Annotated in this window: 11 protein-coding genes and 3 tRNA genes; 8 read left to right on the top strand and 6 right to left on the bottom strand. The window is 70.6% G+C overall.

Going from position 1 to position 12,983, the window contains the following annotated elements:
• Window positions 1–45: 45 nt before the first annotated feature.
• From purL to purS, 3 genes are read right to left on the bottom strand one after another with little or no spacing between them, the layout of a single operon-like run.
• Entirely contained in the window at window positions 46–2,295 is a 2,250-nt protein-coding gene (purL, locus tag ACFUPX_RS30920) for a phosphoribosylformylglycinamidine synthase subunit PurL (RefSeq protein ID WP_383329993.1), read from the bottom strand.
• On the bottom strand, window positions 2,295–2,975 hold the full coding sequence (purQ, locus tag ACFUPX_RS30915) for a phosphoribosylformylglycinamidine synthase subunit PurQ (RefSeq protein WP_383329990.1): 681 nt from the start codon (window positions 2,973–2,975) through the stop codon (window positions 2,295–2,297). The genes purL and purQ overlap by 1 nt, the downstream gene beginning before the upstream one ends.
• A complete protein-coding gene (gene purS, locus ACFUPX_RS30910; protein WP_135332092.1) occupies window positions 2,972–3,223 on the bottom strand; it encodes a phosphoribosylformylglycinamidine synthase subunit PurS in 252 nt (83 codons plus the stop codon). Before purS ends, purQ begins: the two co-directional genes overlap by 4 nt.
• 345 nt (window positions 3,224–3,568) lie before the next feature.
• Here purS and ACFUPX_RS30905 point away from each other — a divergent pair, with 345 nt between their 5' ends.
• From ACFUPX_RS30905 to ACFUPX_RS30870, 8 genes are all read left to right on the top strand, one after another.
• Window positions 3,569–3,886: an Lsr2 family protein gene (locus ACFUPX_RS30905; protein WP_383329987.1), complete on the top strand. Its 318-nt coding sequence runs from the start codon at window positions 3,569–3,571 to the stop codon at window positions 3,884–3,886.
• A 124-nt stretch (window positions 3,887–4,010) separates the two neighbouring features.
• Window positions 4,011–4,082, top strand: a tRNA-Gly gene (locus tag ACFUPX_RS30900).
• Window positions 4,083–4,161: 79 nt separating this feature from the next.
• Window positions 4,162–4,237, top strand: a tRNA-Gly gene (locus ACFUPX_RS30895).
• A 136-nt stretch (window positions 4,238–4,373) separates the two neighbouring features.
• Window positions 4,374–5,327 (top strand): ABC transporter ATP-binding protein, encoded by a 954-nt coding sequence (locus ACFUPX_RS30890; protein WP_383329984.1) that lies wholly within the window; start codon window positions 4,374–4,376, stop codon window positions 5,325–5,327.
• The gene (locus tag ACFUPX_RS30885; protein ID WP_383329981.1) at window positions 5,324–6,118 is read left to right on the top strand and encodes an ABC transporter permease; all 795 of its coding nucleotides are present in this window, start codon (window positions 5,324–5,326) and stop codon (window positions 6,116–6,118) included. Before ACFUPX_RS30890 ends, ACFUPX_RS30885 begins: the two co-directional genes overlap by 4 nt.
• 14 nt (window positions 6,119–6,132) lie before the next feature.
• A complete protein-coding gene (locus tag ACFUPX_RS30880) occupies window positions 6,133–7,401 on the top strand; it encodes a sensor histidine kinase (protein ID WP_383329978.1) in 1,269 nt (422 codons plus the stop codon).
• A complete protein-coding gene (locus ACFUPX_RS30875; protein ID WP_383329976.1) occupies window positions 7,398–8,006 on the top strand; it encodes a response regulator in 609 nt (202 codons plus the stop codon). Before ACFUPX_RS30880 ends, ACFUPX_RS30875 begins: the two co-directional genes overlap by 4 nt.
• A 23-nt stretch (window positions 8,007–8,029) precedes the next feature.
• Window positions 8,030–8,105 (top strand) — tRNA-Gly (locus ACFUPX_RS30870).
• A 62-nt stretch (window positions 8,106–8,167) separates the two neighbouring features.
• Here ACFUPX_RS30870 and ACFUPX_RS30865 read toward each other — a convergent pair.
• The 3 genes from ACFUPX_RS30865 to ACFUPX_RS30855 form a co-directional block, all read right to left on the bottom strand.
• Window positions 8,168–9,064 (bottom strand): phosphoribosylaminoimidazolesuccinocarboxamide synthase, encoded by an 897-nt coding sequence (locus tag ACFUPX_RS30865; RefSeq protein ID WP_383329973.1) that lies wholly within the window; start codon window positions 9,062–9,064, stop codon window positions 8,168–8,170.
• A gap of 84 nt (window positions 9,065–9,148) precedes the next feature.
• Window positions 9,149–10,642 carry a N,N-dimethylformamidase beta subunit family domain-containing protein gene (locus ACFUPX_RS30860; RefSeq protein WP_383329970.1) on the bottom strand — a complete coding sequence of 498 codons (1,494 nt, stop codon included), beginning with the start codon at window positions 10,640–10,642 and terminating at the stop codon, window positions 9,149–9,151.
• 198 nt (window positions 10,643–10,840) lie between these two features.
• A complete protein-coding gene (locus ACFUPX_RS30855; RefSeq protein WP_383329968.1) occupies window positions 10,841–12,733 on the bottom strand; it encodes a hypothetical protein in 1,893 nt (630 codons plus the stop codon).
• Window positions 12,734–12,983: the final 250 nt, after the last annotated feature.

The following is a 12,983-nucleotide window of genomic DNA, read 5'->3' as shown; positions in this document are numbered from 1 at the left end:
GACCTGAAGTCGGGCGGGGCCTTCGGCGTCGTACGAACCAGCCGCTCAGGCGAAGAGCCCCGGCAGGGTCCCCTCGTGCGCCTCGCGGAGCTCGCCGAGCGTCAGCGTGAACTCGCCCTGGAGCTCCACCGCGTCGCCGTCGACCACACCGATGCGCGTCGCGGGCAGGCCGCGCGCCCCGCACATGTCGGTGAAGCGCAGCTCCTCGGAGCGGGGGACGGACACGACCGCGCGGCCCGCCGACTCGCTGAACAGGAGCGTGAACGCGTCGAGGCCGTCCGGGACGACCAGGCGCGCGCCCTTCCCGCCACGGAGGCAGGACTCGGCGACGGCCTGCGCGAGGCCACCGTCCGAGAGGTCGTGCGCCGCGTCGATCATGCCGTCGCGCGAGCCCGAGATCAGGATCTCGGCGAGCAGCCGCTCCCGCTCCAGGTCGACCTTCGGGGGAAGCCCGCCGAGGTGGTCGTGGACGACCTGCGACCAGGCCGAGCCGCCGAACTCCTCGGTGGTGTCACCGAGCAGGTAGAGCAGCTGGCCCTCTTCGGCGAAGGCGATCGGCGTGCGCCGGGCCACGTCGTCGATCACACCGAGGACGGAGACGACGGGCGTCGGGTGGATCGCCGCCTCGCCCGTCTGGTTGTAGAGCGATACGTTGCCGCCGGTCACCGGGGTGCCCAGGATCTGGCAGGCGTCGGCGAGGCCACGGGTGGTCTCGGCGAACTGCCACATGACGTCCGGGTCCTCGGGCGAACCGAAGTTCAGGCAGTCCGAGACGGCGAGCGGGCGTGCGCCGGTCGCGGCGACGTTGCGGTACGCCTCCGAGAGGGCGAGCTGCGCACCCGCGTACGGGTCGAGCTTCGAGTAGCGGCCGTTGCCGTCGTTGGCGAGGGCGACACCGAGGCCGGACTCCTCGTCGATGCGGACCATGCCGGAGTCCTCGGGCTGCGCGAGCACCGTGTTGCCCTGCACGAAGCGGTCGTACTGATCCGTCACCCACGCCTTGGAGGCCTGGTTCGGCGACGCGACGACCGCGAGCACCTGGTCGCGCAGTTCCTTCGAGTCCGCGGGGCGCGCCAGCTTGTTGGCGTCGTCCGCCTGGAGGGCGTCCTGCCACTTCGGGCGCGCGTAGGGGCGCTCGTAGACCGGGCCGTCGTGGGCGACGGTGCGCGGGTCGAGGTCGACGATCTTCTCGCCGTGCCAGAAGATCTCCAGGCGGTCGCCGTCCGTCACTTCACCGACGACGGTGGCGATGACGTCCCACTTCTCGCAGATCGCGAGGAAGCGCTCGACCTTCTCCGGCTCGACGACCGCGCACATGCGCTCCTGCGACTCACTCATGAGGATTTCCTCGGGAGTGAGCGTGGAGTCGCGAAGCGGTACGTCGTCGAGCTCGACGCGCATGCCGCCGGAGCCGTTCGACGCCAGCTCCGAGGTCGCGCAGGAGAGTCCGGCGGCGCCCAGGTCCTGGATGCCGACGACGAGCTTCTCGGCGAAGGCCTCCAGGGTGCACTCGATGAGGAGCTTCTCCTGGAAGGGGTCGCCGACCTGCACGGCGGGACGCTTCGACGGCTTCGTGTCGTCGAAGGTCTCGCTCGCCAGGATCGAGGCGCCGCCGATGCCGTCGCCGCCCGTGCGGGCGCCGTACAGGATGACCTTGTTGCCGGGGCCCGACGCCTTCGCCAGGTGGATGTCCTCGTGCCGCATGACGCCGATGGCACCGGCGTTGACCAGCGGGTTGCCCTGGTAGCAGGCGTCGAAGACGAGCTCGCCGCCGATGTTCGGCAGGCCCAGGCAGTTGCCGTAGCCGCCGATGCCCGCGACGACGCCCGGCAGGACGCGCCTGGTGTCGGGGTGGTCGGCGGCGCCCATCCGCAGCGGGTCCACGACCGCGACCGGGCGCGCGCCCATCGCGATGATGTCGCGGACGATGCCGCCGACACCGGTGGCCGCGCCCTGGTAGGGCTCGACGTACGAGGGGTGGTTGTGCGACTCGACCTTGAAGGTGACCGCGTAGCCCTGACCGACGTCCACGACACCGGCGTTCTCGCCGATGCCGACGAGCATCGCGTCGTTGGCGGGGGCCTTCTCGCCGAACTGGCGCAGGTGGACCTTGCTGCTCTTGTACGAGCAGTGCTCGGACCACATGACGGAGTACATGGCGAGCTCGGCGCCGGTGGGACGGCGGCCCAGGATCTCGCGTACGCGGGCGTACTCGTCTTCCTTCAGGCCCAGTTCGGCCCAGGGCAGCTTGACCTCGGGGGTCTCTGCGGCGTGCTTGACGGTGTCCAGAGTCATCAGACGTTGACCAGCTTCTTCAAGATCGAGGTGAAGAATCCCAGGCCGTCGGTGCCACCGGTCCCGACCAGCGGCTCCACGGCGTGCTCGGGGTGCGGCATGAGGCCCACGACGTTGCCCGCGGCGTTCGAGACACCGGCGATGTCGCGCAGCGACCCGTTGGGATTGACGTCCAAGTAGCGGAAGACGACCCGCCCCTCGGCCTCCAGCATGTCCAGGGTCCGCTCATCGGCGACGTACCGGCCGTCGATGTTCTTCAGCGGTACGGAGATCTCCTGGCCGGCCGTGTAATCGGCGGTCCAGGCGGTGGCGGACGTCTCCACGCGCAGCTTCTGGTCGCGGCAGATGAAGTGCAGGTGGTTGTTCTTCAGCATCGCGCCGGGCAGCAGGTGCGACTCGGTCAGCACCTGGAAGCCGTTGCAGATACCGAGAACCGGCATCCCGGCCTTCGCCTGCTCGATGACCGACTCCATGACGGGCGAAAACCGTGAAATGGCCCCGGCCCGCAGATAGTCGCCGTACGAGAATCCGCCGGGAAGCACCACGGCGTCGACCTGCTTCAGGTCCTTGTCCCGGTGCCAGAGCGGCACGGCTTCGGCGCCGGCGACGCGGACGGCGCGCTGGGTGTCGCGGTCGTCGAGCGTTCCGGGGAAAGTGACGACTCCGATTCGAGCAGTCACTTCTCTTCCTCCACCTTTACGAAGAAGTCCTCGATCACGGTGTTGGCGAGGAAGGTTTCCGCCATCTCGTGGATACGGGCGAGGGCAGCGTCATCGACGGGCCCGTCCACCTCGAGTTCGAAGCGCTTTCCCTGACGTACGTCGGCGATCCCCTTGAAACCGAGGCGCGGAAGTGCACGCTGCACCGCCTGGCCCTGGGGGTCGAGGATCTCCGGCTTGAGCATGACGTCGACTACGACGCGTGCCACTGGCACTCCCGGTGTTGTGGTGCTGGCTGAGCGGTCCCTTCAGACTACCCGCACAAAAATTCTACTCGCGTAGATTCGTAGAAACCTACGTGAGGACGGTCACGTTCCTGCTCATACTCGTGTATCGAACAGGGCACCTTCGCGAAAAATCCCGGAAAAGATCACGCCTCACCATTGCGTCCGGACACGCGGGCGGATTTAGTCGGGCTTCACAATGCAATGCCGGGCACTGTACAAAGGAAAAGGCATTAGCCGATCCTTTGCACATAACAGTGCCCATAACAGCCGGACAGTCGGCATCACCGCACGTCAACGCGGTCGAGCCGCACGAAGGGACCGATATTCGTGGCGCAGCGTGTCGTAGTCACTCTCTCTGACGACATCGACGGCGGGGATGCGGCGGAGACGATCGCCTTCGGTCTTGACGGCAAGTCGTACGAGATCGACCTCAATCAAACCAATGCCAAGAAACTGCGCACGGCACTTGCCCCGTACCTCGACGCCGCCCGCAAGCAGTCGAAGTCCGGCAAGGTCTTCAAGCACACGACGGTGGCCGCGAACCCGGCGGCCGTCCGCGCCTGGGCCCGCTCGCACCAGATGGACGTGCCGCCGCGCGGCCGCATCCCGAAGAAGGTCTACGAGGCCTTCGAGGCAGCCAACTGACCTGGGCCGACGTCCGGCCAGGAGGGCCCCTCGGCAACCGACTTGACCAGCACCCCCGCAGGTCGGCTAAAGTCTGGAGCACGCCGAGGGGCAAGGCCGAAAGGCCCGAACCTCACGGAGTCTTGCGGGTGTAGTTCAGTAGTAGAACATCCCCCTTCCAGGGGGAAGGCGCAGTGTGCAATTCCTGTCACCCGCTCTGCACCGCCGGTCAGGCACTCTTTCGAGTGCGGTAGGCTGGTGCTCGCGCCGATCAGTGAGAGCTGGTCGGAGGCAATGCGAACGTAGCTCAGTTGGTAGAGCGCAACCTTGCCAAGGTTGAGGTCGCGAGTTCGAACCTCGTCGTTCGCTCCAGAGAAGAAGGCCCCGGTCATCGCGACCGGGGCCTTCTTCGTGTGTTCCCTCCCGCGGACCGCCTTCTGACATTTGTCATGCGAGCCGGTGACAGCGCGCACTGCTCGGGCGCCCGGAGCCGGGGGACGCTTGAGTCATGACTGACCAAGTGATCGACGTGACCGATCTGCGGCGCGTGTACGGGGGCGGTTTCGAGGCGGTCCGGGGAGTCTCGTTCTCCGTCGGACGCGGTGAGCTCTTCGCGCTGCTCGGAACGAACGGTGCGGGCAAGACCTCCACCGTCGAACTCCTCGAAGGGCTCGCCGCACCCGCCGGGGGGCGGGTGCGGGTGCTCGGCCACGACCCGTACGCCGAGCGCGGCGCCGTGCGCCACCGGATCGGGGTGATGCTCCAGGAGGGTGGATTCCCCTCCGAGCTGACGGTCGCGGAGACCGTACGGATGTGGGCGGCCTGCACCAGCGGGGCCCGGCCTGCCGCCGAGGCCCTGGAGATCGTGGGGCTCGGCAAGCGGTCCGGCGTCCGCGTGAAGATGCTGTCCGGCGGCGAGAAGCGCAGGCTCGACCTGGCCACGGCGCTCATCGGGCAGCCCGAGGTCCTGTTCCTGGACGAACCGACCACCGGCCTGGACGCCGAAGGGCGCCGCGAGACGTGGGAGTTGGTGCGGGCCCTGCGCGACAACGGCACGACCGTGCTGCTCACCACGCACTACCTCGAAGAGGCCGAGAGCCTCGCCGACCGGCTCGCGATCATGCACGAGGGACGGATCGCCGCCGAGGGATCGATCGCCGACGTGGTGGCCGAACAGCCCTCACAGGTCTCCTTCGAACTGCCCACCGGGTACTTCGTCGGGGATCTGCCGCCGCTGGGCGAGCTCGGGGTGAGCGAGCACGAGGTGGTCGGCGGCCGGGTCAGGCTGCGTACGCATGAATTGCAGCGGGCGGCGACGGGGCTGCTGCTGTGGGCGCGGGACGCCGATGTCTCGCTGGGCCGGCTCGACGTGCGGGCGGCTTCGCTGGAGGAGGCGTTCCTGCGGATCGCGCGGGATGCCGAGAGCGCGGCCGACACCGCGGAAAAGGAGACGGTGGCATGAGCGCCCTGACGGCGGCCCCGCGAGCGGTGACGACTCCCGCCAAGCGCATGGCCGCACTCGCGCGGGCCGAGCTGACGCTGCTCGGCCGCAGCAAGGGCACGCTGTTCGCGGCGCTCTTCGTGCCGGTCGTGATGCCGTTCAGCCTGCACCAGGTCGCGGACGGCATGGACCTCAAGGGCACCGGCCTCTCGGTCGGGTCCGTGGTGGTGCCCGGCGCCATCGGCTTCTCGCTGCTCTTCGCCGTGTACTCGGCGCTGACCACCGTCTACGCGGCCCGTCGCGAGGAACTGGTGCTCAAGCGGCTGCGCACCGGTGAGCTGCGGGACCCCGAGATCCTTGCCGGGGCCGCGCTGCCCTCGGTCGCCATCGGCGTGGTCCAGGCCGTCGTCCTGTCGATCGGCTGTGTCGTCCTGCTCGACGCGGGGGCGCCGAGCGCGCCGCACCTCGCCGTCATCGGAGTACTCCTCGGCCTGGTGATGTTCAGCGCCCTCGGCGCGGTGACCGCGAGTTTCAGCAGGTCCGTGGAGTCCGCACAGGTCATGGCCATGCCGCTGGCGTTCGGCTCGATGTTCGGATCCGGGCTGTTCATCCCCTTCGAGGTCATGCCCGACAAGCTGGCCTCGGTCTGCGAACTCCTTCCGCTCTCGCCGGTGATCGAGCTGGTGCGGGGCGGCTGGACCGGGAACCTCTCGGCATCCGAAGTGCTCGGCGCCACCACCCTCGCGGTGGCCTGGACCGTGGTCTCGGTGTTTGCTGTACGGCGATGGTTCCGCTGGGAACCGCGGCGCTGAGGAAGGGGTCTGACGTGGTCGGCGGCCGAGTGCGGGGGCTGAAGCGCGGCTGGCATGAGCGGAGCAAGATCGAGAAGGTCGAGTTCCAGAGCATGGTCATGTGGCACGTCATGCCGTGGATCTTCTTCTTCAGCTGGGCTTCGGTGCCGCTCGGCGCAGGCCTGCGGCACGGGAGTCTCCCGCTGGTCCTCGGCTGCGCGCTGATCGGGGCGGCCGTTCTCCAGTGCGTCCACGTCAACCGCACGCTGCGCCGGTCCGTCGACCACTTCCTCAAACGCGCGGAGCGACCGCGTCGCGACCTCGCCGTGTCGTTCGCGCTCCTGGTCGTGGCGCTGGGCCTCCTGATCGCCCTCCAGGCCGTGGGCGGGGTCAAGGAGGAGACGCTCGCCATCGCCACGATGTTCGCGGTGATGCCCTACGGACAGTCGCTGGGCTTCGCCGTGCCGGTCCGCTCCTACTTCATCCGGTTCGCCGTGATCGACGCCGCGACGGTGGCCGGGTTCGCCGCGGTCGGCGTCCACGACGGGCGGCTCGCGGGCACGGCTCTGGTGATCGGCTTCGGCGCCCTGGTCGCCCTGCTGTCCTCGCGCTGCGGTGCCTGGACGCTCGCCGTGATGTGGGAGGCCGACCGGGCCCGCGAGGTCGAGGCGCGGCTCGCGGTGGCCGAGGAGCGGCTGCGGTTCGGGCGTGACCTGCACGACGTGATGGGGCGCAACCTCGCCGTCATCGCGCTGAAGAGCGAGCTGGCGGTGCAGTTGGCGAGGCGGGGGCGGCCCGAGGCGGTCGATCAGATGGTCGAGGTGCAGCGGATCGCGCAGGAGTCGCAGCGGGAGGTACGGGAAGTGGTGCGGGGCTATCGGGAGGCCGACCTCGCGGTCGAACTCGCCGGTGCGCAAGGCGTTCTGGAGGCTGCGGGGATCGACTGCCGGGTGGTCGGGTCGTCCGCCGGGCTGCCGGTCTCGGTGCAGTCGGCGCTGGGGTGGGTCGTGCGCGAGGCGACCACCAATGTGCTGCGGCACGGGGATCCGCAGCGGTGCGACATCACCTTGGCGATCGCCGATGACCGTACGACGTTGATCGTGGAGAACGACGGTGTGCCCGACGTCGTCCCCCAGAGCACGGGGTCCGGCCTCGCCGGGCTCCGGGAGCGGTTGGACATGGTGGACGGGACGCTGGAGTTCGCGTCCGGGGGCGGGCGCTTCCGCCTCGCCGCGCAGGTGCCGCTGCCTCGCCCGCAGAAGCGGGCCACGGGGGCACGTGAGCCCGAAGAGGTGGCGCCGTGAGCCTGCGCGTGCTGCTCGCCGACGACGAGCACCTCATCCGTGGCGCACTCGCCGCGCTCCTCGCCCTAGAGGACGATCTCGTCGTGGTCGCCGAGGCGGCCACAGGACCCGAGGCGCTCGCCATGGCGCGGGCGCACCGGCCCGATGTGGCCGTGCTGGACCTGGAGATGCCGGGCGCCGACGGTGTGATGGTGGCCACATCCCTGCGGGACGAACTACCGCAGTGCCGCACCATGATCGTGACGAGTCATGGCAGACCGGGGCATCTCAAACGGGCGCTCGCGGTGGGGGTGCGGGGCTTCGTGCCGAAGACCGTGAGCGCGCAGCGCCTCGCCGAGATCATCCGCACCGTTCACGCCGGTAACCGCTACGTGGACCCGGAGTTGGCCGCCGACGCGATCTCCGCCGGGGACTCCCCGCTGACCGCCCGCGAGGCCGAAGTACTCGAACTGGCCGCCGACGGCGCGCCCGTCGCGGAGATCGCCGAACGGGCCGCGCTGTCCCAGGGGACCGTCCGCAACTACCTCTCGTCGGCCGTCACGAAGACCGGGGCGGAGAACCGTCATGCCGCGGTGCGTCTCGCACGCGAGCGAGGTTGGGTATAGTTGTCCTCGCGCTTCGGCGCAGCGCGGACGTAGCTCAGTTGGTAGAGCGCAACCTTGCCAAGGTTGAGGTCGCCAGTTCGAACCTGGTCGTCCGCTCCACATGAAGAACCCCGGTGCCTCTCGGCACCGGGGTTCTTTCGTCTGACGCTACGGGTCAGCCGCTACCAGGACATGCCCGTCAGGCGCTCGTACGCCTCGATGTACTTGGCGCGGGTGGCGTCCACCACGTCCTGCGGGAGCGGGGGCGGCGGCTGCTCGCTCTTGCGGTCCCAGCCGGAGACCGGCGAGGTCAGCCAGTCGCGGACGAACTGCTTGTCGAACGACGGCTGCGCGCGGCCCGGCTGCCAGCTGTCCGCCGGCCAGAAGCGGGACGAGTCCGGGGTCAGGACCTCGTCGGCGATCACGAGATCCTCGCCGTCGAAGCCGAACTCGAACTTCGTGTCGGCGAGGATCACGCCACGGTCGCGGGCGATGTCACGTGCCCGGCCGTAGACCGCGAGGGTCGCCTGGCGCAGTTGGGCCGCCGTCTCCGCGCCCACCTGGCGGGCCACTTCCTCGTAGCTCACGTTCTCGTCGTGCTCGCCGACCGCCGCCTTCGTGGCCGGCGTGAAGATCGGTGCGGGCAGCTCCGAGCCGTCGCTCAGGCCGTCGGGCAGCGCGAGGCCGCAGACGGTGCGCGATTCGTTGTACTCGACCAGGCCGGAGCCCGTCAGGTAGCCGCGGGCGACGCACTCGACCGGGACCATCTCCAGGGCCTTGCAGACCGTGGTGCGGCCCTCCCAGTCGGCGGGGGCGCCGGCCGGGACGTCGGTGGAGATGACGTGGTTGGGCACGAGGTCGGCGAGCTGGTCGAACCACCACAGGGAGAGCTGCGTGAGGACCCTGCCCTTGTCAGGGATCTCCGTGGGCAGCACCCAGTCGTAGGCGGACATGCGGTCGCTCGCGACCATCACGAGGTCGCCCGCCTCGTTCCGGTACAGGTCGCGCACCTTGCCGGTGTGCACATGCACCAGGCCCGGCACCTGAAGCGGCTCGGGCTTTTCTACGAATCCGGACACGGTTCCTCCCCGTGGTTCTGACTGAATGCTGCTGATTCTCCCGCATGGGGAGAGGGCTCGCGGCCAGGGGGATGCCGGTGAGCGTCAGTCCCGTTTGCAGATGCGGTCCAGGAGGTTGGCCGTGGCCCGCTGGACGCGGGTGTCCACATGGCCGGGGCGGTCGAGCGCCGGGGACCAGGCGAAGGTGCCCGAGGCGAAGACCAGGGCGCCGGACGGGGCGCGGTACAGGGACGACTCCTGGTGGCGCACGGCGCCGTCCGAGTCCTCGTACGGAGAGTGGGCGAGCAGGATGCGGCCCTCGTGCTCCGGGAGCGCGGTGCGCGGGAAGTAGCGGTCGGCCTCGCCCGCGACCAGGCCCTCGATCTCGTCCCCTTCGTGCGCGCCGGTCGCCTCCCACAGCCAGTGGTCGGCGTTGCGCACGACGAGGGGTGCGGGCTCGGGGACCCGGCCCGCGTACTGGATGCCGAGGAGCTGCTGTTCGGCCTTGTCCTGCTCCCGCCAGAGGGTCGGCCTGCCGGGGCCGCCCCGCTTGCGGCAGGTCAGGAGGCGGTCCTCGACGCCGGACGGCGAAGGGCCCAACTCCACTTGCCAGTACATGGTGTTGGCGGAGAGGAAGACGAGGGACGTGCCGTGCTCGCGGGCCTGCTCCGTGGTGCGGCGCATGTTCGCCGACCAGTACTCGTCGTGGCCCGGGAAGACCAGGCCCCGGTAGCGGGTCGGATCGATGCGGCCCGCGTGCAGGTCGCGGGTGTCGGCGTACGCGACGTCGTAGCCGTACCGCTCGGCCCAGCGGATGAAGTCGTAGGCGTGGCCGACGTGCAGGGGCAGGCCCGCGCCCGCGTACGGACGGTCGAAGGAGACCGTGTGGGCGGCCTCGCTCTCGCCCAGGAGCCGGCCGGTCTCGTCCCACGCGTGGTAGAGGCTGGCGCCCGTGCGGCCGTCCTCGGGGTAGAGGTTGTACGCCTGCCAGGTGATGTCCGGCAGGAGCAGGAGCAGATCGGCGCGGTGGTCGTCACGGACCGTGAACGGCACGTGCGAGCGGTATCCGTCGAACGTGGTGAGCACCGCCACGTACGCCCCGACGCTCCAGTAACTCGGGATCTGCAGCCGCCAGGAGAGCCACCAGTGGTGGCAGGAGACCGTGCGGTCGGCGGTGAGCGGGGGCGGCTGGACGATGCCGGAGAGGCGGGGGCTGGTGCTGATCTTGCTGGCGCCGTCCCCGCCGTAGTGCCCGATGCGGTAGATGTCGACGCTGAACTGCTGGGGCGGGTCCACCGTCACGTGGAAGTCGATCGCCTCGCCGGGGGCCGCGGCGCCGGTGGAGGCGAAGCCCTTGATCTGTCCGTGCACGTCGTCGGCGGTGCGCGGGCCGTTCGTACGGGTGCGGTTGCGGGGCGCGGGGATGTTCTGCGCGCCGGGGGCCGGGGCGTGGTCGACGTACCAGGGGACGACGTGGCCCGTGTCGTCGAAGTAGTGCTCGGCGCCTCGGAGCCAGGGCAGCGGCCCTTGCCCGAAGGGGTCGGTCACGGCGTGCGCCAGGGCGCCCGATTCCCACCTGCGGATCTGCTCCGACCCCATGTGTGTACCCCTCCCTCGCGACTCCCCCGAAAGTGCTCTGCGCTCTGTCCCCGTGTGGTGCTGCAGACATGTCCGTACCGGCGGTCGATCCCAGCACATCACATTACGCACGCACTCCGTCACCGTTCGTCGCTAATCGACGAGAACGGAAGGGAGCGTTCCGGGGAGTTGGGGGCGAGGGGGTGTGGCCGGGGCGGCTCAGACCAGCCGGACCGGCTTCTCCGGGCGGACGCCCAGGCGGGCCAGCCAGCCGCGCAGCGGGATGGGGTCGCCGTCCTCCACGAGGCTGCGGACGTGCGGTGTCAGGTCCGCCGCGCGCTCGCCGTCGATCAGGAGGGACGGGCCGTCGAGCCAGTCGAGGCCGGGGGCCGCGTCCGCCGTGTCCACGGCGGCGCAGCAGACCAGGGCCGTGACGTGGTCCGCCAGCAACTCCCTTCCCGTACGCGGTGGCTGGAGCGGGAAAAGGGGCAGCATGCCGTCGTCCCAGAGCGCGTCGTCCGGGCCCTGTCCCGTGGGCGCGGGGCGGGGCGGGGCGGCGGCCTCCTCGCGGGCGATCTCCGCGCTGAGGCCCGCGGCCAGGAGTCCGCCGGGGCCGTCGGTGGACTCCTCGGGGTCCAGGGGGTCTTCGCCGTACGCGAGCGGCTCCTCGCCGTACGAGGGCTGCTCATCGCTGTGCGCGAGCTGCTCCTCGGTGGGCGCGAGCGGCTCCTCGCCGTAGAGAATCTCCTCGGCTTCGGCCACCGCTTCGGCCTCGGCTTCGGTGTGCCCGGCGCGGGCCGCTCCGTCACTCTCCGCCGTCAGGTGGTCCAGTACGCGGCCGAGCGTCGGCCCCTTGGAGCCGGGTGCCGCGCTGTCGGCGCGGTGGCTGACGCCCAGGGAGTCCAGGACGCGGTGGAGGCGGGCGGCGTCCATGCGCCACTTGCGGTCGACGACCTCGTCCGGATACTCCTGCCACGCCACCGGCGCCCAGTCCGGGCTCTGCTCGGCGGGGCCGCCGTGGAAGAGGCGGGCGGCGAGCAGCGAAGCCGCCTCGTCCACCGAGCCCGGCTCCTCCAGGAGGTCACAGGCGGGGCGCTCGCCCAGGCGGGACGTGAAGCCCTCGGCCAGGCGGTCCCTGCGGGAGAGCTCGGTGAGGGCGGAGACGACGCCCGCGTCGAGCCGCGACGGCCAGCGGCCCATCCGCCACGCGGGCAGCGCGACCTTGGTCAGGAGCCGGTCCCACCCGGCGTACGCAAGGCCCACCTGCTCCTGGGCGACGATCCGCACTCCGTAGTCCACGGCCTGGGCGCGCTCGGCGGCGGCTGCCGCGACCCCGCGCTCCATCTCACCGGCATGCCCGCGGCAGCTGCGCAGGAGGAGCCGCGTCACCCAGCCCGCGCCGCCGAGGACCGTGCGCACGAGCGGACCGCGCCCCGGTGCGGAGGTGACCGCGACCGCGGCGTCGAGCCCGCGGATGAACCGCCGGGCCGCGGCTATGTCGGGATGCGCCGAGGGACCTGTGCCCGCCACGACCGGGGCGAGCACCGCGCGGAGCTCGCCGACCCGCATCCACCACAGGAACGGGGAGCCGATGACGAGCACCGGAGCCACCGGGGCCTGACGGCGCGGGGCGGGGCGGCCGTCCCGTACGCCATTGCCCTCCGCCGGAGCCTGGGATGTGCCCTCCGCGGGCGGGCCGTGCGCGGGATGCGTGCGGTCCTCCAGCCAGCTGTCACAGTCCGGGGTGAGCGCTATCGCCGAGGGCGCCGGCACGTCGAGGCGGTCGGCGAGGTCCCGCACCAGGCGATACAGATCGGGGGCGGAGCTCTCGGCGATCGGGACGGTCGGGCTGACGGCGGGCCTGGAGCGCGCGACCACGAGCGCGATGCCCACGGCGGCGAGCAGCACGAGGGCGGCGACGACCGTCACGACGACGCGCGCGACGTCCCAACTCCCGCCGGTGAGATGGCCCGTGGCCCCGCCCGCCATCAGCACGACGGCGACGGCCGCGGGCAGCAGTGCGACGGCGACCGCCCTGCTGCGGATGCGCAGCACGGCGAGCGCCTGGGAACGTGCGGACTGCACGCCCACTTCCACACCCGTACCTGACACGACCGATGTCACCCCCTGCTGCCTGCGCCGCCTGCTGCCCGGCCATGGGCCGGGGTCGCGGGCGGACGGCAGCCGCCGATGGATTTGCTCACTCCCCCACTGTGGCACCCGCCACTGACATCGCAATGCCGGTGGTCTGTTTGGCTCTGGGCACCTGAACCGCTTGCGCCGCACCCTAGTTGGGGCGCCGGGCATCGTCAGCCGGATGGGCCAGCGGTCACTCGATCGAATGGCTTTGGGTAGAGGTATA

It is taken from the genome of Streptomyces sp. NPDC057302 (assembly GCF_042667685.1).
Taxonomy (GTDB): domain Bacteria; phylum Actinomycetota; class Actinomycetes; order Streptomycetales; family Streptomycetaceae; genus Streptomyces.
This window is presented reverse-complemented; position numbering and strand designations above follow the sequence as displayed.

Bases quoted from the DNA above. Each gene is read 5' to 3' on its own strand.
- ACFUPX_RS30860 (WP_383329970.1), bottom strand. From the start codon at position 10,642: ATGGGGTCGGAGCAGATCCGCAGGTGGGAATCGGGCGCCCTGGCGCAC.
- ACFUPX_RS30885 (WP_383329981.1), top strand. From the start codon at position 5,324: ATGAGCGCCCTGACGGCGGCCCCGCGAGCGGTGACGACTCCCGCCAAG.
- purL (WP_383329993.1), bottom strand. From the start codon at position 2,295: ATGACTCTGGACACCGTCAAGCACGCCGCAGAGACCCCCGAGGTCAAG.
- ACFUPX_RS30890 (WP_383329984.1), top strand. From the start codon at position 4,374: ATGACTGACCAAGTGATCGACGTGACCGATCTGCGGCGCGTGTACGGG.